The sequence below is a fragment of the Stenotrophomonas sp. IS26 genome, from assembly GCF_054188265.1.
On the sequence record NZ_JBSZJV010000009.1, the window covers coordinates 137839 to 158795 of the forward strand.

Consider the following 20957-nt stretch of genomic DNA (forward strand, 5'->3'; position numbering starts at 1 on the left):
AACAGCAGGCCGCGGTGGGATAATCGCGGCCTGTTTTGTTTTCGGTGCACTGCGATGTTCCGCTGGTTCGAATCGCTGATTCCGGTTTTCCCGCCGATCGATGCGCGCATGCCACCGCGCAAGGTGGTGCCGTTCTATATCCACTATCTACGCCCGGTGTGGCCGGTGCTGCTGGCCACGCTGATCGCCGGCCTGCTGTTGGCGCTGGTCGAAGTGGCGATGTTCGATTTCCTTGGCCGCATCGTGGACATGGTCGCCGAGCAGCCCGGCAGCGATTTCTTCGCCCGGCATGCGAATACATTGATGTGGATGGCCGGCATCACCCTGATCGCGCGGCCGCTGCTGGTCTCGCTGCACAGCCTGCTGGTGAACCAGGCGATCGTACCGGGCCTGAGCAACCGCTCGCGCTGGTTGATGCACAACTATGTGGTGCGGCAGAGCCTGAGCTTCTTCCAGAACGATTTCGCCGGCAGCATGGCCAACCGGGTGATGCAGACCGGCACCTCGCTGCGCGAATCGGCCGTGCAGATGGTCGATTCGCTCTGGTACATCATCGTCTACACCGGTACTGCGCTGTACCTGTTCGCGCAGGCGGACTGGCGGCTGATGATCCCGCTGGGGCTGTGGATGGCCGGGTACGCGGTGATCATGTGGTACTTCGTGCCGCGGGCGAAAGAGCGTGCGTGGATCGCCTCCGAAGCGCGCTCCAAAGCGATGGGCCGCATCGTGGATGGTTACACCAACGTGCCCACGCTGAAGCTGTTCGCCCATGGCGGGCGCGAGCAGGCCTACGTGGCCGAGGCGATCGACGAACTGGCCACCAAGCACCGCGGCCAGACCCGGGTCACCACCGGGCTGGAAGTCACCATCGCCATCGTCAACGGCTTCCTGATCGTGGGCACCTGCGGCCTGGCGCTGTGGTTGTGGAACGGCGGCCACATCAGCGTCGGTGCGATCACCCTGGCCACCGGCCTGGTGATCCGCATCCACAACATGTCCGGCTGGATCATGTGGACGATCAACGGCATCTTCGAAGATATCGGCACGGTGCAGGACGGCATCACCACCATCTCCCAGCCGCTGACGGTGCAGGACCGCGCCGATGCCGTGCCGTTGGTGGTCAGCCAGGGCGGCGTGCATTTCGATCACATCCATTTCCATTACGGCAAACGCGGAGGCGTGATCGCCGGCTTGGACCTGCAGGTGAAGCCCGGTGAGAAGATCGGTCTGGTGGGTCCCTCGGGTGCCGGCAAGTCGACCCTGGTCAATGTGCTGCTGCGGCTGTACGACCTGGAAAGCGGGCAGATCCGCATCGATGGGCAGGACATCGCCGGGGTCACCCAGGAAAGCCTGCGCCGGCAGATCGGCGTGGTCACCCAGGACACCTCGCTGCTGCACCGCTCGATCCGCGACAACCTGCTGTACGGGCGTCCGGATGCAACCGAGGAGCAGCTGCATGCCGCGGTGGCCAAGGCACGCGCCTCGGCCTTCATCGATACGCTGGTCGATGGGGAAGGGCGCCGTGGTTACGACGCGCATGTCGGCGAGCGCGGGGTAAAGCTGTCCGGTGGCCAGCGCCAGCGCATCGCGATCGCGCGGGTGCTGCTCAAGGACGCCCCGATCCTGGTGCTGGACGAGGCAACCTCTGCACTGGATTCGGAAGTGGAAGCGGCGATCCAGGACAACCTGGATGAATTGATGACCGGCAAGACGGTGATCGCGATCGCGCACCGCTTGTCCACCATCGCGCGCATGGACCGGCTGGTGGTGATGGATCAGGGCCGCATCGTGGAAACCGGCACGCACGCCGAGCTGATCACGGCCGGCGGGTTGTATGCGCGGCTGTGGGCGCGGCAGACCGGGGGCTTCGTGGCTGCCGACGCGTAAGTCGCGTCATGCCCGTCCCGCAGAAAAGAAACGGCCCGGGTCACCCCGGGCCGTTTGCCTGTCTGACGAGGAACGAGGCAGTGCTTACTCGATCGGCTGGTCCAGCATCAGCTGGCGCGCGAAGCGCACCGGCGGGGCGCCGTAGGACAGCATCTGGTCGTGGTAGGCCTTCAGGTTGAACTTGGCCCCCTGCTTGTCCTGCACGGCCTTGCGGGTATCGAAGTGTTCCTGCGCGCCGACGAAGTAGGTCGGCAGCTGCGCGGAGGTCAGCTGCGCACGTACCCACTTGCCCGAGGCTTCGCTTTCCTGCTGGAAGGCGTCGTGGGTCATCAGGTGCATCGCCTGCTCACGCGTCCAGTTGTCCACGTGCACGCCCTGGTCCAGGATCGCGTTGGAGATGGTGCGCAGGTAGAACTTCAGCTGCACCAGGTGGAACAGCGGATCGTTGTCCAGATAACCCTGCTCCTGCATCATCCGCTCGGTGTAGACCGCCCAGCCTTCGGCGAACAGGCCCGAACGCAGCACCGCGCGCAGCGTGGAGGGGAACTTGCCCGAGTGCCAGCCTTCCAGGTAATGGCCCGGAGTGCCTTCGTGGATGCTCAGCAGGTGGATCATGCGGCTGTTGTATTCGCGCAGGAACGAATCGACCTGCTTGTCCGTCCAGTCGTCCGGAATCGGCGAGACCGCATAGAAGGTCTTCAGGTTCTTGTCGAGCGGGCCCGGCGAATCGCAGTAGGCCACGGCCACGCCACGCTGGAATTCCGGCATCAGGATGATGTCGACCGGCGAATCGGGCAGGGTCATCAGGTCATGCTTGCGCACGAATTCGGTGGACTGCTCCAGCGCGGCCTTGGCGTCTTCAACGACCTTGTCGCGTGCCGGCTTGTCGGCATAGGCCAGCTCCAGCGCGGCTTCGATCGCGGCCTGCTGCTGCTCGTCGCTGGGGTTGGCCGGCAGCGCCGGGGCGCCGGGCTTGTCCTTGAGCACGGTCTGCGCGATGCCATACATGTCCTGGCGCACTCGCTTGAGCTCGGCACGCGCGCGCTCGCCGATCTCGGCGCGCGAGAGCGAGGAGTTCAGCGCGAACTTCAGCTTCTGGTCGTACAGCTCCGCACCGATGCGGAAGTCCCCCTTGGCGTTGGGCACCAGGGTCTTGTCCAGCCAGGTCTGCTGTTCGTCGACGGCCTTCTTCAGGCCCTCGATCGCAGCCTGCAGGCGCTTCTGGTCTTCGGCCGGCAACTCACCGATGTGCGGGGTGATGAAGGTATCGACGATGCTCAGGATGCCGCGGTTCTGCTTGGCCACGGTTTCGGCATGGATCTTCGGCACGCGGGCCGGGTCCAGGTTCTCGCGGGCCTGGGCGAAGATCTGCGGCAGCTTCTCCATGCGCGCGGTCGCCGACTTCAGGCGGTCGGGCAGCGGCGCGAACTCACGCGCCATCAGGCCGTAGAGCGCGCTGCCGGCCATGCCGTTGTACATCTGCGGGTCCCACTTGGGCGACTGCAGCACTTCCGCAGTCCAGACCTCGGACTGCAGCTGGTTGCGCAGGATCGCCGCGTCCACCTGGTTCTCGCGCGAGAGCTTGCTGACGTCGATCTTGTCCAGATCGCCCAGCAGTGCCTTGTACGCGGTGAGCACCTTCTGCTGGCCGGCCGCGCTCAGGTCGTCGATCTCGCTGTCGTAGCGGTGGTCGCCGATCTGCGTGGCGCTGATCGGGGAGAGCTGCATCCAGGTGTCCAGGGCGCGCTTGGACAGGTCGGCGAAGGCCGCATCGACCGCGGCATCGCCAGCCGGGGTGGCCGCTTCGGTGCCGGTGGTGGGCGTCGGGGAGTCGGCCTGCTGGCAGCCACCAAGGGCGGCGATCAGGGCGAGGGCAAGCAGATGCTGGCGCATCGGTGTTCCTGTACTGGGGACAATCCCCGAGCATAGGGCCGATGGCCCCCGTTGTCCCCGTGCCATTGGATTACCATGCGCCGTGAAGATCGCCGTATTGACTGGAGTTGCACTGTGACTGGATGGACAGGACGGGCCCGCGCCGGGCTGGCAGGGATGCTGTTGTTGGGCCTGGTGGCCTGTGGCCGCAGCGGGCCGAACTACGCCGCCGACGCGGCCGCCGGGGCCGTGGCATCTCCCGAGGGCGCGTTCCTGGCGTATGAACACGACATCCGCATCCAGCTGGATGCCAAGCGCATCAGTGAGCGGGTCAAGGCCGTGTCCGCGGCCTGCCAGAGCAACCGGTTCGGTGATTGCGCGGTGCTGCAGGTGGGCGAGGAAGGCGGTGAAACCCGCTCCGGCTCCATCCGCGTGCGCATCGCGCCCAAGGGCGTCGAGCCGATCATCGCGCTGGCCGGTGAAGGCGGCGATGTGGCCTCGCGCAATACCCATGCCGAAGATCTGGCCCAGCAGGTGGCCGACACCGCACTGACCCAGACCCGGCTGCAGAAAGAGCATGCGCAGCTGCAGGCCTATCAGCAGCGCAGTGACATGAAGGTGGCCGACCTGTTGGCGGTCTCGCAGCGCATGGCGGAGATCGAGGCCGGGCTGGAGCAGGCCAACAAGGAGGCTGCGCAGCAGCGTCGCCGGATCGATACACAGCTGGTCACCCTGCACTTCGAAGGTCCGGCGGGGCAGCGCAGCCGCAGCGACATCGGCAAGGCGTTCAGTGAGTTCGGATCGATCTTCACCACCAGCATCGCGTTCGTGATCCGCGCGGTGGCGGCACTGCTGCCGGTCGGCGTGGTGGCGTGGGCGGTCGGTGCCGTGGGCCTGGCGCTGTGGCGCCGCCGCAAACGTCGCAAGGCCGCGGCGGCCACGCGCTGACCATGCCGGTCGTGCCGCGCGCTAAAGCGCGGCACGACGGTTGACTCAGCCTTCGTCCTGCTCGTATTCCACGAAGACATCCAGCTCCAGCGCCAGTTCCTGCACCGCGTCACGCACGCGCTGGGCGCCGAGTGCGTTGCCTACTTCCACTTCCAGTTCGTGCGTGCCCGGGCCGATGTCATCGGACAGGCCGGCCGAGCTGGAATCGTCGTCGTCCATGTGCGGCATCAGGTCGTCGGTTTCCTCGACGTGTTCGATCCCCTCGATGCTCTGCAGCAGGTCGGTGATGGCACGTGCATCGTCTTCGGTGCCGGTGATTCGCAGTCGCAACAGGGCCATGGGTCGAGCCTCGGGGGAAAGGGACTCCAGCCTAGCCAGCACGCGGAAAAGGTCGGGTGAGGATGCGCGCCGGGTCGTGGCGCCCGGTTCAGTCGTGCGTGCGGTCCGCAGGCGGCAGGCCCAGCAGTTCATCGGGCAGGGCGGGCAGCGGGGTGCGCTCATCCAGTGCTTCGCGCTTGAGCCAGTCCATGAACGCCTGCGCGGTCGGGCTGAGCGGCCGGTGTTCGGCGTGGACCACATAGTAGGCGTAGCGCGCCTTGAGTGCGGGGCCGGGCAGGCGCACCAGCTCATAGCGCTGCAGGTAGGGCTGGGCGATGTGCTTGCGCGCCAGCACTGCGCCGATGCCGTAGACCGCGGCGCGCATCGCATCGGTGCTGTCGCTGAAGGTGTGCAGCGAGGGCAGGTCGAGCCCGCGCACACCCGCCGCCCGGAACCAGTCGCGCCAACCCTGCGGCGACATGTCGCTGAGCAGCGGCAAGGTGGCGATCTGTGCCGGTTCGCGCAGCGTCGAGACGCCCGCCAGGGAAGGTGAGGCCACCGGGCAGAGTTCATCGTCCATCAGGTGATGCGCGGTCATGCCTGGCCACTGGCCAAGACCGTAACGGATGCCCAGTTCCGGACCCGTCTCGTCGAAGCGCACCAGCTCGGTGCTGGTCTGCAGCTCGATACGCATGCGCGGATGCTGTTGGGTGAAGCGCGGCAACCGCGGGATCAGCCAGCAGTACGACAGCGAGCGGATGGTGGTGACCCGCAGCGGCACGATGTCCGCCTGGGGATGCAGGTTGCCGGCCACTGCGTTGAGATCACTGAGCGCGGCCGCCGCCGCGTCGGCCAACTGGCGGCCTTCGGCGGTCAGCCGCACGCCGCGCGCATGGCGCTGGAAGAGGATGGTTCCAAGCAGGTCTTCCAGCCGTCGCACGTGGTGGCTGACCGCGCTGGCGGTGAGGTGCAGCTCCTGGGCGGCGTGGGCGAAGTTCTGGTGGCGTGCGGCAACCGCGAACACCCCCAGCGCGGGCAGCAGGGCAGGGCGAAGGATCATGGTCGAGACCCAAATCATATTTGTGGCTTGCACGGATACTACGCGCTTGTGGGCGCGTGACGGCAGGCGGATGCTGTCGCCCTTCCTCCCCCGGATTCACGCGCATGTTGCCGTCCCTTAACGCTCGCCCTGCGTGTCAGCTTCCCTGCGGAGGCCCACCGTGAGCGGGGCGCCGCTGGCCGCAGGTACGGTGGAGCGCGATTGGCGTACCCCGCTGGAACTGACCGTACTCGGCGCGATCTGGGGCTGCTCATTCCTGTTCATGCGGGTGGCCGTGCCGGCCTTCGGACCGTACGCACTGGTGGAGGTGCGGTTGCTGCTCGGCGCGCTCGTGCTGCTGCCGTTCCTGTGGCAGGCGCGCGCGCAGTTCCCGGCGCGTCGCTGGCTGTGGCTGGCACCGATCGGCCTGATCAATTCGGCCATCCCGTTCGTGCTGTTCGCCTGGGCCGCACAACGCGCCCCGGCCGCGATCGGGGCGATCTGCAATGCGATGACCGTGCTGTTCGCCGCGCTGATCGCGTTCCTGTTCTTCGGCGAAAAGATCGGCATGCGGCGCGCGATCGCCCTGCTGGTCGGCTTCGCCGGCGTGGTGGTGCTGGCCACGGCCAAAGTGTCCGGTCTGAGCATCGGTGCGGCGGTGATGGCCGGTGCCCTGGCCGCGCTGTTGTATGGCCTGGGCGTCAATCTGGTGAAACGCCACATGACCGGCCTGCCGCCGGCGGCCTCGGCCGGTGCCACGCTCGGCTGCGCGGCGATCCTGCTGCTGCCGATGGCGCTGACCCATTGGCCGACCGCCCCGATCCCGATGCTGTCCTGGGCCTGCGCGATCGCCTTGGGCGTGGTCTGCACCGGCCTGGCGTTCCTGATGTTCTACCGCCTGATCGCCCGCATCGGCCCGGCCCGTGCCTCGACCGTGACCTATCTGGTGCCGATGTTCGGTGCGCTGTTCGCGTGGCTGTTCCTGGGCGAACCGGTGACCGGCACGATGGTCGTGGCGGGCGTGCTCATTCTCGGGAGTGTGGCGGTGTCCCAGAAGCGATAGAGATCGCCTCTGCGGAGGCGATCGGCCGGCCAGCGGCCGGCACGACCGAGACGTGCATATCCAATCCCATGCACGTTCAACGCGCCAGTGGCTTGGCCTTATCGCACCGGCACCGGGATGTTGCACAGGTCGATGTGGCCGGCCGGCCGCTTGTAGAAATCATCGACGCGGTTGCGGCGCGCTTCGGTCGCATCGGCAAAGGTCCTGGAGTCGGTGCGCAGCACCTGCAGCTTGGGTCGCTGCGCAGCCGGTACATCGCTGGCCCGCTGGATCGACTGGATCGCGGTGCGCTGCGCCGGATCGGCGTAGAAGCCCATCGGGGCCGGTCCACGCGGCAGCGCGCTGAGCAGCTCCATGCCCTGCAGCACGCGGCCGACCACGGTGATGTTGCGGTCCAGCTGACGCGGCGACTGCCCGGTCACCACGTACAGTTCCGCGCCGATGCTGCTGTCTTCCTCGTTGCTGCGGCCGGCGCCCAGTGCACCGTAGCAATGCGCCAGCCAGGTCTTGCCGTCCTCGCGGTCCTGGCCCACCGGGAAGCCGTCGACGAAACCGGTCTGGTCGGCCCAGCCGTCACGGTCGGGCAGGGGGCTGACCTTGAGCCCCTTGCTGTCGCGCTGGAACTCGGCCGGGAGCTTGCGCGTGGCGCTGCCGAGCGGCTTCGCCTTGGCGGCATCATCGGCGTCGGCATCGCCGAACTGCACCACGAAATTGTCCTGCGCGCGGTAGATGCTCTCGCCATCCCAGAAATGCTCGTGGGCAAGCGTCTGGATGTTGGCCACGTGCTGCGGCGCGAACGCCGGGGCGAGTTCGATCGTGACGCGCCCGGCCGGCAGATTCATGTACAGCACATTGGCCGGGTCCGGCGTGCGCCAATCGCTGGCCGGGGAGGCATCCAGAATCTGCTGCGGGCTGCGGTAGGGCGTGGCCGCGCTGGCTACTGCGGGCAGCAGGCAGGCGAGGGCGAGGGCGGTCAGGGCAAGGCGGCGATGCTGTGGCATGGGATCCCCGGAACATGAACGATGTCTTGATTCTGCGCGAGAGTGCGCGCCTGCGCCACGGTGGCGTGCTGGCCCGATCGATGCGTGTGCGGCACGATGGTCATCCTCCCCATGGAAGCACGCGATGGTGATGTCGCACCTGGAAGCGCCCGAAGCCGCACTGCGCGTGATGATCGACCCGATCCTGAAGGGGGTCGTCGATGAAGGTGTGGACCGCGTGTGCTGGCTGCAGGCGTTGCCGCCACGGGGCCTGTTCGATCTTGATGAGCGTCGACGCAGTTGGTGGGCCCCCAACGATGATGGACTGCTCGCTTGCCTGCAGGCTTGTCCGGATGCCCCGGTTGAAGTACAGGCAGTGGCACTGTTCCTGGCGGGCTCGGATGGTAATGGTCACACGCGCGAAGCCGCGTTGCGGATGATGCCCTCGGTGCCCAGCCATCTCACCTTGTCCTGTGCCTTGCTCCGCTGCAATGACTGGGTAGCCGAAGTGCGTGTGGTAGCGCAGGAAGTGGTGATGTCCCTGCTCGGGCAATGCCTGGTGCATGACGTGCTGACTGCCTGGCCGATTGCCGTCCGCTTGCGGGACACACAGCGCGCGCAACCCGATTGGCTCGAGGGCAGCCTGTATGCTTGGCTGTCATTGCCCTCCGCTCAGGCCGTGCTGGAAGGGCTGCTGGGTCATCCAGATGCACGAACCCGGCTGGCGGCCTATGCCATCGCTCTGCAGATCCATCCGGACCAGGCGGAACTGCGCGCACACGCGCTGCTGGACAGTGATCCACATGTCTCGCATCTGGCGCTTGACCATCTTCTGGAACACGGCGAGCCCGCACAGGTCGAAGCGCAATGCGTCCTCGCATTGTCCGCCCCCTCGAGCAGGGTACGTGGCGCGGCACTGCGTGCGCTGGTCGAACGCGAAGCGCCTGGCCTCGACGTGTACATCGACGCTGCTGCGTTCGACCGTTCGCGCAGCGTGCGTAGGTTGGCGGCGTGGTTGCTTCAACAGCGTCAGGCTACCCCTGCAATCCAATTGTGGCGCGACGAGCTCAAGCACCGTACACGCGGGCGCTGGCGCGAGGCATTGGAGGCTCTTGGCGATCATGCCGAGGCTGGCGATGTGCATGGATTGCGCACCCTGCTGCCCCAGGTATCGGCGCGCCATCGACGCAACTGCCTGCGCGGCTGGCTGCGGGCCGAGGACGGTGCCAGCCTGGACTGGCTGCGAGCCGCACTGGAGGAGCAAGGGCGGACCGTGAGCACGCTGCGGGCCCGCGCGACAGCACTGTGGGCCGCGGAGCTGGATCCGGTCCGGCTGATGGCGTTCTGCCACGATGGTCCTTCTGCCGTGGCACAGGTAGGCCTGCTGAGTCAGTTGATCAGGTTGCCCCTTTGGCAGCACCTCGATCTACTGCTGGACGCGGTGCCGCAGCGCGCCGATGAGCAAGCCTGGCACCTGCGGTTGGTGGAGAACTGGCTTCGGGTGAGCCACCACTACTCACCGTTGGGGGCTCCCCGCCGGCAGGCATTGAGCAGCCGTCTTGAAGAGGGCAGGCACACCCTGCCGGAATCAGTCGCCGCGCAGGTGCTCGCGTCGGTACGTGGGGCCTGAATCATGCACGCTGCTGCTTGACGAAGGCCGCACGGAACTGCGGTGTAAGAGAGAGGCCGACGAGGGCAGACAACGGGGCAATCGCGTCAGCCTGCGCGCCGCCTCTTGGACGATCCAATCGGTCTGGCATCAACATCTATCTTTCTTCTGCAATTAGACCGGAGTAATGGCCGAAGACAGGAACAGGTTCGTAGTTGCCTATGGGGTCGTGCGTAGTCGAACACTCTTCCAGATGATGGGGCGAAAAAGCTTCCTTGATTATGGTGAGCCGACCATCTTCGTTGAATATATAGCAAGTTCCTTTAGCAACGCTGTCGCTCTTTCCAGTGAATTCCCTATGCACCACCATGCTCAAGAACAGCTTGTCCGATGCCACCCGTTGGAACTGATACGTCAGACGCTCCCTTAGATGTTCATCCAGAAAGTCGACGCCAATCATATCTTTGCCCAATAGCACATCGACAATCGCTGATGGAGTGGTGGTGGAGCCAACGAGAACGGTATAGCGAGCGTGGTTTTCGTGTCTCGACTTGGCCTCGGATTCATTGATTATGTTTCGCGCGGACTTCTTTGCGGAAAACCAGAAGTCGCAATAGTGAAGTTCAGTCATAAGTGAATATTCCCGGGATCGTCGTGCCTGCGGCAGCTGGATCAGCCACTGCGATATTGGAAGGCGACAGTATGCCGCGGCTCGCAGAGGGGCAAGCAAGCCAATGGGTCCGCCGACCTGGTTGTCAGCCGGCCCTCGCCAACCGGCAGAGTGACTAACGACACATTCGCTATAGCGGACTTCGCACTACTGTTGACTTCAACGTAGTGGAGGGCCGGTCATGTCCGAAGACGATGTCCACCTCAAGAAGTTCCAGAAGGAGCTCAGTTCCGGCACGGTCTCGCTGGCCTTGCTGGCGGTGCTGGCCAAGGCCGGCGAGCCGCTGTACGGCTACCTGATCGCCAAGGAGCTGGAGCGGGTCGGCGAAGGCGTGCTGAGCGGCAAGCAGAGCGCGCTGTACCCGGTGCTGCGCAACCTGGAAGGGGCCGGGTTGCTGGAAAGCCATGTTGAACCGTCGGTGGCCGGGCCACCGCGCCGCTATTACCGCATCAATGACACGGGGCGTGAAGTGCTCAGGCACTGGACCGCCGCGTGGCGTGCCACCCGTGATTCCGTCGATTCCGTCCTGGAAGGGGTAACCGCATGAACATCGAATCCGTGGCCGGTCGGGCCTTGCCGACCACCATTCCCGCGTATCTGGCACAGCTGCGCGCGGCGCTGCACGACGCCGATCCGGCGATGGTGCAGGACGCCCTGTACGACGCCGAGGAATACCTGCGCTCGGAGCTGGCCGCACAGCCGGGCCGCAGCGAGGCCGAGGTGATCGCCGATGTGGCCGGCAGCTACGGTGAGCCGGAAGAAGTGGCCGAGATCTACCGCGAAACGGAAATCACCGTGAACCGTGCGCTGCGCACGCCGAGCGCGGGTGCTGCGCCGATCCGACGTGCAGCGGCCACCAGCCCCGGCATCGCCTCGGTACCACCGCCGCAGGCGCCGCCCAAGCCACGCTCGGCCGTGGCCCGCTTCTTCGGTGTCGCCCTGGAGGCACGCACCTATGGCGCGCTCTTCTACATGCTCCTGTCGCTGGCCACCGGTACGTTCTTCTTCACCTGGGTGGTTACCGGCCTGTCGCTGTCGCTGGGCCTGATGGTGCTGATCATCGGCATTCCGGTGGCAGTGTTGTTCTTCGGCTCGGTGCGCGGTCTGTCGCTGCTGGAAGGGCGGTTGGTCGAAGCCCTGCTCGGCGAGCGCATGCCGCGCCGGCCGACGTATTCCGACCGCAGCCGCAGCTGGCTGCAGCGCATCGGCGACATGTTCACCGATGGCCGCACCTGGCTGACGCTGCTGTACTTCGTGCTGATGCTGCCGCTGGGCATCGTCTACTTCACGATCGCCACCACGTTGTTGTCGACCTCGATCGGCTTCATCTGGGCACCGGTGGCGGCGCTGTTCTCCAGTGACTACGTGGGCATCCACATCGACGGCATCCAGATGCTGCCGCTCTGGGTCACACCGCTGCTGGCGATCATCGGTGTGCTGCTGCTGTTCGCCACGCTGCACCTGGCGCGTGGCATCGGCCACCTGCACGGGATGATGGCCAAGCATCTGCTGGTGCGGCTGTAACCCACGGCCACAGGTTGGAACCCGAGGATCCGGTAGTGCCGGCCGCTGGCCGGCTCCCCAAGCTGCTGGATGAAAGCGCAGCCGGCCAGCGGCCGGCACTAACAACAGCGTAAGCCCCCTGGTCGGGGGGCGGTCGGCAAGCGGGCGTCAGCCCGCTTTACGGCGCAACGGGGTCACGTTGCTCGCGATCTTCGCGGCTTTTTTCGGCTTGCTGGCCACGCTCTGCGCATGGGCCGCGAAGAAATCGCGCACCTTGGGGTAGACCGTTTCGCGCCAGCGGCGGCCGCTGAAAATGCCGTAGTGGCCGGCGCCTTCGACGATGAAATGCTCGCGATGCGCGGCCGGAATGCCGGTGCACAGGTCCTGCGCCGCTTCGGTCTGGCCGAGGCCGGCGATATCGTCCAGCTCGCCTTCGATGCTCAGCAGTGCGGTGCCGGTGATCGCGCTGGGATCCACGCGTTCACCCTGCACGTACCACTCGCCGCGCGGCAGCAGGAACTCCTGGAAGACCACGCGGATCGTGTCCAGGTAGTACTTGGCCGGCATGTCGAGCACCGCGTTGTACTCGTCGTAGAAACGACGGTGGGCGTCGGCATCTTCCATGTCGCCCTTGACCAGGTCGGCATAGAAATCCCAGTGCGAACTGAAGTGGCGGCTCGGGTTCATCGACAGGAACCCGGCGTGCTGCAGGAAGCCCGGGTACACGCGGCGGCCGGCGCCGGGGAAGGTGGCCGGCACGGTGTGGATGACGTTGTTCTCGAACCACGACATCGGGTTCTGCGTGGCCAGGTTGTTGACCGCGGTCGGGCTGCAGCGCGCATCGATCGGGCCACCCATCATCACCAGCGACCGCGGCGTGGTTTCGCCACGGCTTGCCATCAGCGAGACGGCGGCAAGCACCGGCACGGTCGGCTGGCAGACGCTGATCACGTGCAGCTTTTCCGCGCCAAGGTGGCGGATGAATTCCTGCACATAGGCAATGTAGTCATCCAGCCCGAACTCGCCTTCACTGCCCGGCACCATGCGCGCATCGACCCAGTCGGTCACGTACACGCGGTGATCGCGCAGCAGGGTGCGCACGGTATCGCGCAGCAGCGTGGCGTGGTGGCCAGACAGCGGCGCCACCACCAGCACGAACGGCTGGTTGAGCATCGTGTGCAGCTGGTCGGCTTCATTGCTGTGGCGCTTGAAGCGCAGCAGTTTGCAGAACGGCTTGCTGATCTCTTCGTGGACGACGATCGGCACGCGCTCGCCCTCGACGTCGATTTCGTTGATGCCCCATTCGGGCTTCTCGTAATCCTTGCCGATGCGGTGGAACAGCTCGTTCACAGCGGCCAGGCGATCCGCGCCGGGCATCTGCGACCACCAATGACCTTGATTGGCGAAGAACTTCGCGTTGGCCTGGGCCTGGTGCACCCACGGGGCGAGCAGGTTGCGGGTCAACTCATGCAGCTGATATAGCATGACGTCCAATATGTATGGTCTTATGTTGCCGCGCAGCATAGCGTACCCGTCGCGCGGGCGCCTTAATGCGGGTCCTGTCTCAGTTGTTATCGAGACTCAGGGCGTGCCGCGTTCCAGTGCAGCCGCGTGCCCGGCCAGTGCGGGCGACAGCCAGCAGTGCGAGCCCAACGCTGTGAACCCCACGCGCTTGAGCTGGCTGCGGTACCAGCGCGCCGGGCGCGGCTGGAAGCCTTCGTTGTCGCCATCGAAGTCATCCTCGGCCGTGAATGCCTCCAGGAAGGCCACGCCGGCGGTCAGTTCGGCAAAGCCCTCCAGTGCCGGGCGCAGCTCGCGGCTGGGCACGTAATGCATCACGTCCGAGCAGATCAGCAGATCCACCGGTGCGCACGGGCGCAGCCAGGCGAAATCGCCGACCTTGGCCGGGTGCAGGTTGCGGCTGCGGCCGTAGCGGTGCACGGCGTAATCGCTGCTGTCGAAGCCCAGGTACTGCACGCGGGGGCGCAGTTTGAGCAGCGGGGCACGCCAGGCGCCTTCGCCACAGCCGATATCCAGCGCGCTGCGGATCGGGCGTTCCAGGTAGTACTCGGCGCTGGCCACCGCGAGCGCCACCTTGCGCGCCAGGCGCGCGGCGCCACCGGTCTGGTCAGGCTGGTACCAGCGCTGGAAGTAAGCGGCGTCGTAGGTTTTGTCCATGGGGATATGCACGTGGGTGAAAGCGGCGCTTATCGTACGGCGTGGGCGCGCGGATGCGTAGTTGAGGTGTGGCGATGGGTCGCGCCCGCCACGCATGGGCGGCCCTGCCGGGCATGCGAGAATGGCGGCCAACCCATGCCAGCCGCCGGAGCAAGCACATGCAGTCCTACTACTGGGTCAAGACCTTCCACCTGTTGTTCGTGGTGGCGTGGATGGCGGCGGTGTTCTATCTGCCCCGGATCCTGGTCAACCTCAGCGAGACCGCCGGCCAGCTGCCGGTGACCGAGCGGCTGCAGCTGATGGGCCTGCGCCTGTACAAGTTCGGCCACATGATGTTCGGCCTCGCGCTGATCCTGGGCGTGGTGCTGTGGCTGGGCTACCGCGTGATTCCCGATTTTCCGACCATGGTCGCGCCCGGTGCGGCGGGCTGGCTGCATGCCAAGCTCGGCCTGGTGGTGCTGCTGCTGGTGTATTACTCGTGGACCGGGCGGCTGCTGAAAGGCGCGGTGAAGGGCAAGCTGCTGCCGTCCTCGCGTGCGCTGCGCTGGTTCAACGAACTGCCGCTGGTGCTGTTCATCGGCGTGGTCTGGCTGGTGATCGCCAAGCCGTTCTGAGTCAGTCAAAACCGGCCAGCGGCCGGCCCTATAGCCGCGCCACGCCGCCGGTGTGCTGCACAAAAAAAAGCCGGGCGCTCACGCGTCCGGCTTTTCCGTTTCCGCCGCAGCCCGGTCAGGCCACTTCGTAGGTCCCGTAGCTGCGCAGGCGCTCGTAGCGCTTCTGCAGCAGCTCATCGACCGGCAGCTTCTCCAGCACGTCCAGCTCGTTGAGCAGCACGGCCTTGAGGCGCTTGGCCATCTGGTTCGGGTTGCGGTGGGCGCCACCGGTGGGCTCACGCAGGACCTTGTCCACCAAGCCCAGGCTCTTCAGGCGCGGGGCGGTCAGGCCGAGCTGTTCGGCGGCGTCCTTGGCCTTGGCCGGGTCCTTCCACAGGATCGAGGCGCAGCCTTCCGGGCTGATGGTCGAGTACACGCTGTACTCCAGCATCACGGTGCGGTCGCCCACACCCAGTGCCAGTGCGCCACCCGAACCGCCTTCACCGATCACCGTGCAGACCACCGGCACCTTCAGTTCGGCCATTTCCATCAGGTTGCGTGCGATCGCTTCGGACTGGCCGCGCGATTCGGCATCGATGCCCGGCCAGGCGCCGGCGGTGTCGATCAGGGTCAACACCGGCAGGCCGAAGCGCTCGGCCATCTTCATCAGGCGCAGCGCCTTGCGGTAGCCCTCCGGCTTGGGCATGCCGAAGTTGCGCCTGATCTTTTCCTTGGTGTCGCGGCCCTTCTGATGGCCGATCAGCATCACCGAGCGACCACCGATACGGGCCAGGCCGCCGATGATCGCCTTGTCGTCGGCGAAGGCGCGGTCGCCGGCCAGTTCCTGGAACTCATCGCAGATGATGCGGATGTAGTCCTCGGTATACGGGCGGGACGGATGCCGGGCCAGCTGCAGCACCTGCCAGGAGGTCAGGTTGCGGAAGATCTGTGCAGTGCGCACCCGCAGCTTGTCCTGCAGGGCATTGACCTCGGCCTCGACATTGACCGCAGGTCCGGCGCTGGCGCTGCGCAGTTCCTGGATCTTCGCCTCCAGATCAGCGATGGGTTGCTCGAAGTCGAGGTAGTTCGGATTCATCGGAAACCGTCGTGAAGAAAAGAGGGAAAGTGTAGCCGAATGCGCCGAAAAGCCCCGTACGCCGTCGTCTGGAAACCGACGTTAGCGCAGCGGGGCCAGGCGCGCCAGTCAGCTCAGGGGACGACCAGCGCCGCGCTGCCCATCAGCGTGCTGCGGGTCTTCACGAAGGTGTTGTAGCCCTCGTTGGCTTCCTTGGGCAGGCCCGAGCCCAGCCGGGCGGTGGCGGCGGTGAACGCCATCTGCGCCTGGAAGGCCTCCTGCTGGAGCTGCAGCTGCGCATCGGCGGTGGTGGCATGCAGGTAGCGGGTGTACAGCTCGCGCAGCGGGCCGGCATGGGCCTCGAAGGCCGGGTCCAGCGCGGGCAGTGCGGTCGGGGCGGCTTCCAGCGCGTAGGCGGGCGCGGCGTAGCCGTGGGGCTGCTGGCGTGCGTAAGCACCGGGCTGGCCCATGCCTGCTTCGACGTAGGCGATGAAATCCGGGGCGGTGAAGATCTTGGCGTTGATCCGGCCGCCACTGGCGTCCACGTGGGCCACGGTCTGCACCTCCGGGAACGGCTCGCGGACGCCGAAGCTCCACGCCTTGTCGATGAACAGGTCGTGCGTGCTCTGGTACGGCCCTTGGAAGGTCACCCCGCCCAGCTCGATCTGCTTGTCCAGGCTGCCGAAGTTCTGCAGCTTGTCTTCGCTGGTGACGTAGATCTCGTTGGCGATCACGTACTCGGCCAAGGTCGGGTTGATCAACCCGCCCTTGCCGCTGGCGTAGACGATGAAGCGCACGTCGCCGAGCTGGTCGGTCTGCAGGTGATGCTCACCGGGCTGGAGCTTGACCGGGCGCGAGGCGTGCGCGGCGATCGGCAGTTCGTTGCCGTCGATGCGCAGGGTCAGCGGGGTATCGCCCGGGTTGTCGATCTCGAAGGTCTGGGCGGGGCCGGCACAGCCGGTGAGGGCGACGGCTGCACTCAGCAGCACGGCAAAACGCTTGATCAAAACAAAATACCTGTGTTGCAACAGAAAAAAATCAGTTCGCCCAGGGCGGGCTGTAGCGCACCTTCACCGTGCGGACCGCGGGATCGGCGCGCAACGCATCGACCAGGTGGCTGTCCACGCGCACGGCGATGTCACCGGCGACATCGAGCATGCCGGCCACCGGGCCCTGTTCCGAGCCGAGCAGCAGGTCCAGCCGCAGCGGTGTGCGCCCCGGGCGATGCCGGTCGAGCAGGGCGTTGACGCGGTTCCACACCGCACCGTCCTGGCGCAGGTCCACCCGCAGTGACAGCCGCGTGGCGTAGTTGGCGCAGATGTCTTCGTAATCCCAGACCTGACGGATGCGCAGCGCATAGCCGCCGTTGAACTCGTCTTCGCGCAGGCCGCCCTTGACCACCAGGATCCGGTCCTTGGTCATCAGGTGGCCGAACTCGGCCAGGCCATCGGTGAAGGCGCTGCATTCCACGCGGCCCTTGCCGTCTTCGAGCTGCATGAAGATCTGGCTCTCGCCCTTGCGACGTACGCCGACCACCAGGCCGGCCAGGATCACCGGCGTTTCCTGGCGCCAGGCACGCTTCTCGCCGTCCTTGCTCGGGCGGGCCGGCGGGATCAGCTTTTCCAGCTTGCCCAGGTCGGTGCCGACCAGTTCCTTGACGTCATCGGCGTAGGGATCGAACGGGTGGCCACTGAGGTAGAAGCCCAGCGTTTCGCGCTCGCCGTCCAGCAACTGGCCCAGCGCCCACTCGTTGGCTTCCGGCAACTCCAGCTGCATCGCCGTGCTGACCGGATCGGGCGCGCCGAACAGCGAGTTCTGCCCGGAGGCCTTCTCGCGCGCCATCTGGTCGGTGGCCTTGAGCACTTCGGGCAGCTGCAGCATCAGCGAGGCGCGGTTCTTGCCGAGCCCGTCCATCGCGCCGCAGTTGATCATCGCTTCCAGCGTGCGGCGATTGAGCTTGCCCGATCCGGCACGCATGCAGAAATCCAGCAGCGATGCGTAACGGCCGCCACGCTGGCGTTCCTCCACGATCGCTTCGCAGGCACCCTGGCCGACGCCCTTGATCGCGCCCAGGCCGTACACGATGGTGTCGGCGCTGGAGGCTTCGAACATGTACGCCGATTCGTTCACGCGCGGCGGCAGCACGGTCAGGCCGAGGTTGCGCACTTCGGCAAGGAAGCCGACCACCTTGTCGGTGTTGTCCATGTCCGAGGACAGCGTCGCGGCCATGAACTCGGCCGGGTAATGCCGCTTGAGCCAGGCGGTCTGGTAACTCACCAGCGCGTAGGCGGCGGCGTGCGACTTGTTGAAGCCGTAGCCGGCGAACTTCTCCATCAGGTCGAAGATCGCGTCGGCCTTGGCTTCGACGACACCGTCCTTGGCCGCACCTTCGCGGAAGATCTCGCGGTGCTTGGCCATTTCGGCCGGCACTTTCTTGCCCATCGCACGGCGCAGCAGATCGGCGCCGCCGAGCGAGTAACCGCCGACGATCTGCGCCATCTGCATCACCTGCTCCTGGTACACCATGATGCCGTAGGTGTCTTTCAGGATCGCTTCGGTGCGCGGATCGGGATAGATGATTTCTTCCTGCCCGTGCTTACGCGCGTTGAAGGAGGGAATCAGGTCCATCGGGCCGGGGCGGTACAGCGACACCAGCGCGATGAGATCTTCGAAGCGGTCAGGACGCGCGTCTTTCAGCAGGCGGCGCATGCCCGAGGATTCGAACTGGAACACCGCGCCGGTATTGCCGTTGGCGAAGATGTCCTTGTAGGTGGGTACGTCATCCAGCGGCAGCGCGGTGATGTCCACCGGCGGAATGCCGGCGCGCTCATGGCGCTTGTTGATCGCCTTGACCGCCCAGTCGATGATCGTCAGCGTGCGCAGGCCGAGGAAGTCGAACTTCACCAGGCCGATTTCTTCGACGTCGTTCTTGTCGAACTGGGTGACCGGGTTGCGGCCGCGGCCGCCTTCGTCATGTTCGGCGAACAGCGGGCAGAACTCGGCCAGCGGTTCGGGCGCGATCACCACGCCACCGGCGTGCTTGCCGGCGTTGCGGGTGAGGTCTTCGAGCTGGCGCGCCAGGTCGATCAGATCGCGGACATCGTCTTCGTTCTGGTAGCGCTGGATCAGCTCCGGCGAGGCCATTTCCGAATCCTTGCCTTCGCCCATCGCATCCTTGAGCGAGATGCCCAGGATGTTGGGGATCAGCTTGGAGACGCCATCGACCAGACCGTACGGGAAGCCGAGCACGCGGCCGGAATCGCGCACCACGGCCTTGGCCGCCATGGTGCCGTAGGTGATGATCTGGCTGACGCGGTCGCGGCCGTACTTGCGCGCGACGTAGTCGATCACTTCGTCGCGGCGGTCCATGCAGAAGTCGATGTCGAAGTCGGGCATCGACACGCGTTCGGGGTTGAGGAACCGCTCGAACAGCAGGTTGTACGGGATCGGATCCAGATCGGTGATCTGCAGCGCCCAGGCCACCAGCGAGCCGGCACCGGAACCGCGGCCGGGGCCGATCGGAATGCCCTGGTTCTTTCCCCACTGGATGAAGTCGGCCACGATCAGGAAGTAACCGGGGAAGCCCATCTTGATGATGGTGGCCAGTTCGAATTCGAGGCGTTCGACATAATCGGCGCGGGTCTTGCCCGGTGCCAGCGGATTCTTTTCGAGGCGCGCTTCCAGCCCCTTGCGCGATTCGCTGCAGATCCAGCTGTCGAGGGTTTCCTCTTCGGGCACCGGATAGTTGGGCAGGAAGTAGGTGCCCAGCCGCATCTCGATGTTGCAGCGTTCGGCCAGCGCCAGCGTGTTGTCGATCGCGTCGGGAATGTCGGCGAACAGCGCGCACATGTCCTCGGCGGATTTGAGGTACTGCTGGTCGCTGTAATCGCGCGGGCGCTTGGGGTCGTCCAGCACGCGGCCGGAGGAAATGCAGACGCGCGCTTCGTGGGCGCTGAAGTCTTCCGGCTGCAGGAAGCGCACATCGTTGCTGGCGATCACCGGCAGGCCACGCTGGCCGGCGGCCTGCAGGGCGAACTGGTTGAAGGCTTCTTCGCCATCGCGGCCGGTGCGGGTCAGCTCCAGGTGCAGGCCGTCACCGAACACGCGCTGCCAATCGGCGAGCTGCTGCTCGGCCAGGTCATGGCGGCCGTCACCGGCGAGGCGGCCGGCGAGGCTGTCGCGGCCGGCCAGTGCGAACAGGTTGTGGCAGCCGGCTTTGAGCCAGTCCGGGTGGACGGCGACGCCGCCTTCGGGGCGGTGGCCTTCCATCCAGGCGCGGGTCAGCAGCCTGGAGAGGCTGAGGTAGCCTTCGCGGTCGCGACAGAGCAGGGTCATGCGCCAGGGCGTCATGCCTTCTTCGGCGATCATGATGTCCGCGCCGGCGATGGGCTTGATGCCCACGGTTTCGGCGGCTTTGTAGAACTTGACCAGCGCGAATAGATTGTTGAGATCCGTCACTGCCAGTGCGGGCAGCTTCAGTTCGACCGCGCGGCTGAGCAGGTTGGCCTGCTTGGCTTTTTTCGGGTCAGCCTGATCCGGCTTCGCCGGGACACGGATGGTCGAATCCGCCAGCGAAAATTCGGTGTGGACGTGGAGATGTACGAAACGGGAAGTGGACATGCCGAACCAATGTGATGCCCGGTCAGGGTAGCGGTGGCGGTGGTCGCTAACAAGGCTTGACAGGGGTGTTGCGGGGGCGCGGGTTGGCGCTGGGGTTCAGGTTTGCTACGGCGGTTCCAGCGGTTGCGGGGTTTGGCGTTGGTGAAGCAAGTGCAGGAGCGGTGGGCCCGGTGGTGCTGCGGGCTGGGGCGGCGGGGGCAGAGTCGCGGGACGCGCTGTGAATACATCCCTGTAAGCTCGTAGGCAGCATCCATGCTGCCTAACGGTCCCGCGCCTCTACCCCCACCACCCCTTCGACAGATGGCCGGTGCGTTGGGGCGAGCAACAGCTGATCCTTCGATAGGTGAGGGGTGCGTTGGGGTTGGCAACGGCCCATTCTTCGATAGATGGCGGGTGCGCAGAGGCAGGCAGCAGTCAGCCTTCGACAGATATCAGGTAGGCAGGCGCGAGTAACCGCCCACCTTTCCACCGGTGGCTGAGGCCCGGTGGCGAGCAATCGCCGTGTGTTCTTTGGTGCCGTGCCGGGCAGGGCCCGACAAGTGCAGCGCTCAGGCGGGGAGGCTGCTGCGGTCGGGTTCCAGGCACGCGCGGACGGGGGCGAA

17 protein-coding genes are annotated in these 20957 nt (G+C 65.9%); 7 read left to right on the forward strand and 10 right to left on the reverse strand.

Features of this window, described 5'->3' with window-relative positions:
• Positions 1-54 precede the first annotated feature (54 nt).
• Positions 55-1887, forward strand: a complete 1833-nt coding sequence (smrA, locus tag ACW6W5_RS10320) for a multidrug efflux ABC transporter SmrA (RefSeq protein WP_121041442.1) — start codon at positions 55-57, stop codon at positions 1885-1887.
• A gap of 84 nt (positions 1888-1971) precedes the next feature.
• On the opposite strand, the gene ACW6W5_RS10325 is transcribed toward smrA, so the two are convergent.
• On the reverse strand, positions 1972-3780 hold the full coding sequence (locus tag ACW6W5_RS10325; protein ID WP_121041444.1) for a DUF885 domain-containing protein: 1809 nt from the start codon (positions 3778-3780) through the stop codon (positions 1972-1974).
• Positions 3781-3936: 156 nt separating this feature from the next.
• Between ACW6W5_RS10325 and ACW6W5_RS10330 the strand changes: the two genes are divergently transcribed.
• Positions 3937-4707, forward strand: a complete 771-nt coding sequence (locus ACW6W5_RS10330; RefSeq protein ID WP_152151731.1) for a DUF4349 domain-containing protein — start codon at positions 3937-3939, stop codon at positions 4705-4707.
• A 45-nt stretch (positions 4708-4752) separates the two neighbouring features.
• On the opposite strand, the gene ACW6W5_RS10335 is transcribed toward ACW6W5_RS10330, so the two are convergent.
• Positions 4753-5046 carry a hypothetical protein gene (locus ACW6W5_RS10335; protein ID WP_019184421.1) on the reverse strand — a complete coding sequence of 98 codons (294 nt, stop codon included), beginning with the start codon at positions 5044-5046 and terminating at the stop codon, positions 4753-4755.
• Positions 5047-5134: 88 nt separating this feature from the next.
• Complete coding sequence (locus ACW6W5_RS10340) at positions 5135-6085, reverse strand: LysR substrate-binding domain-containing protein (protein ID WP_152151734.1); 951 nt, start codon at positions 6083-6085, stop codon at positions 5135-5137.
• A 160-nt stretch (positions 6086-6245) separates the two neighbouring features.
• Between ACW6W5_RS10340 and ACW6W5_RS10345 the strand changes: the two genes are divergently transcribed.
• The gene (locus ACW6W5_RS10345; protein ID WP_152151736.1) at positions 6246-7127 is read left to right on the forward strand and encodes a DMT family transporter; all 882 of its coding nucleotides are present in this window, start codon (positions 6246-6248) and stop codon (positions 7125-7127) included.
• A 98-nt stretch (positions 7128-7225) separates the two neighbouring features.
• On the opposite strand, the gene ACW6W5_RS10350 is transcribed toward ACW6W5_RS10345, so the two are convergent.
• Positions 7226-8128: a peptidylprolyl isomerase gene (locus tag ACW6W5_RS10350; protein WP_152151738.1), complete on the reverse strand. Its 903-nt coding sequence runs from the start codon at positions 8126-8128 to the stop codon at positions 7226-7228.
• 124 nt (positions 8129-8252) lie between these two features.
• On the opposite strand from ACW6W5_RS10350, the gene ACW6W5_RS10355 reads away from it, so the two are divergent.
• Positions 8253-9737 (forward strand): hypothetical protein, encoded by a 1485-nt coding sequence (locus ACW6W5_RS10355; RefSeq protein ID WP_152151741.1) that lies wholly within the window; start codon positions 8253-8255, stop codon positions 9735-9737.
• A 136-nt stretch (positions 9738-9873) separates the two neighbouring features.
• On the opposite strand, the gene ACW6W5_RS10360 is transcribed toward ACW6W5_RS10355, so the two are convergent.
• Positions 9874-10347: a lytic transglycosylase gene (locus tag ACW6W5_RS10360; protein ID WP_152151742.1), complete on the reverse strand. Its 474-nt coding sequence runs from the start codon at positions 10345-10347 to the stop codon at positions 9874-9876.
• Positions 10348-10567: 220 nt separating this feature from the next.
• Here ACW6W5_RS10360 and ACW6W5_RS10365 point away from each other — a divergent pair, with 220 nt between their 5' ends.
• Together ACW6W5_RS10365 and ACW6W5_RS10370 are read left to right on the forward strand one after the other, a co-directional pair.
• Positions 10568-10933 carry a PadR family transcriptional regulator gene (locus ACW6W5_RS10365; RefSeq protein WP_152151744.1) on the forward strand — a complete coding sequence of 122 codons (366 nt, stop codon included), beginning with the start codon at positions 10568-10570 and terminating at the stop codon, positions 10931-10933.
• The gene (locus ACW6W5_RS10370) at positions 10930-11910 is read left to right on the forward strand and encodes a sensor domain-containing protein (protein WP_152151746.1); all 981 of its coding nucleotides are present in this window, start codon (positions 10930-10932) and stop codon (positions 11908-11910) included. The genes ACW6W5_RS10365 and ACW6W5_RS10370 overlap by 4 nt, the downstream gene beginning before the upstream one ends.
• Positions 11911-12057: 147 nt before the next feature.
• Here ACW6W5_RS10370 and ACW6W5_RS10375 read toward each other — a convergent pair whose 3' ends face one another.
• Together ACW6W5_RS10375 and ACW6W5_RS10380 are read right to left on the reverse strand one after the other, a co-directional pair.
• A complete protein-coding gene (locus ACW6W5_RS10375) occupies positions 12058-13413 on the reverse strand; it encodes a polyhydroxyalkanoate depolymerase (protein WP_183073770.1) in 1356 nt (451 codons plus the stop codon).
• A gap of 57 nt (positions 13414-13470) precedes the next feature.
• A complete protein-coding gene (locus tag ACW6W5_RS10380; RefSeq protein WP_152151748.1) occupies positions 13471-14067 on the reverse strand; it encodes a class I SAM-dependent DNA methyltransferase in 597 nt (198 codons plus the stop codon).
• Positions 14068-14225: 158 nt separating this feature from the next.
• Between ACW6W5_RS10380 and ACW6W5_RS10385 the strand changes: the two genes are divergently transcribed.
• Positions 14226-14681, forward strand: a complete 456-nt coding sequence (locus tag ACW6W5_RS10385; protein WP_121041460.1) for a CopD family protein — start codon at positions 14226-14228, stop codon at positions 14679-14681.
• A gap of 115 nt (positions 14682-14796) precedes the next feature.
• Here the strand turns inward: ACW6W5_RS10385 and ACW6W5_RS10390 are convergent, their stop codons facing one another.
• The 3 genes from ACW6W5_RS10390 to dnaE form a co-directional block, all read right to left on the reverse strand.
• Positions 14797-15756, reverse strand: coding sequence for an acetyl-CoA carboxylase carboxyltransferase subunit alpha (locus tag ACW6W5_RS10390; RefSeq protein WP_121041462.1), 960 nt, complete (start codon positions 15754-15756; stop codon positions 14797-14799).
• Between the two features lie 113 nt (positions 15757-15869).
• Complete coding sequence (locus ACW6W5_RS10395; protein ID WP_152151749.1) at positions 15870-16742, reverse strand: hypothetical protein; 873 nt, start codon at positions 16740-16742, stop codon at positions 15870-15872.
• Between the two features lie 31 nt (positions 16743-16773).
• Positions 16774-20355, reverse strand: coding sequence for a DNA polymerase III subunit alpha (dnaE, locus tag ACW6W5_RS10400; RefSeq protein ID WP_152151751.1), 3582 nt, complete (start codon positions 20353-20355; stop codon positions 16774-16776).
• Positions 20356-20957: the final 602 nt, after the last annotated feature.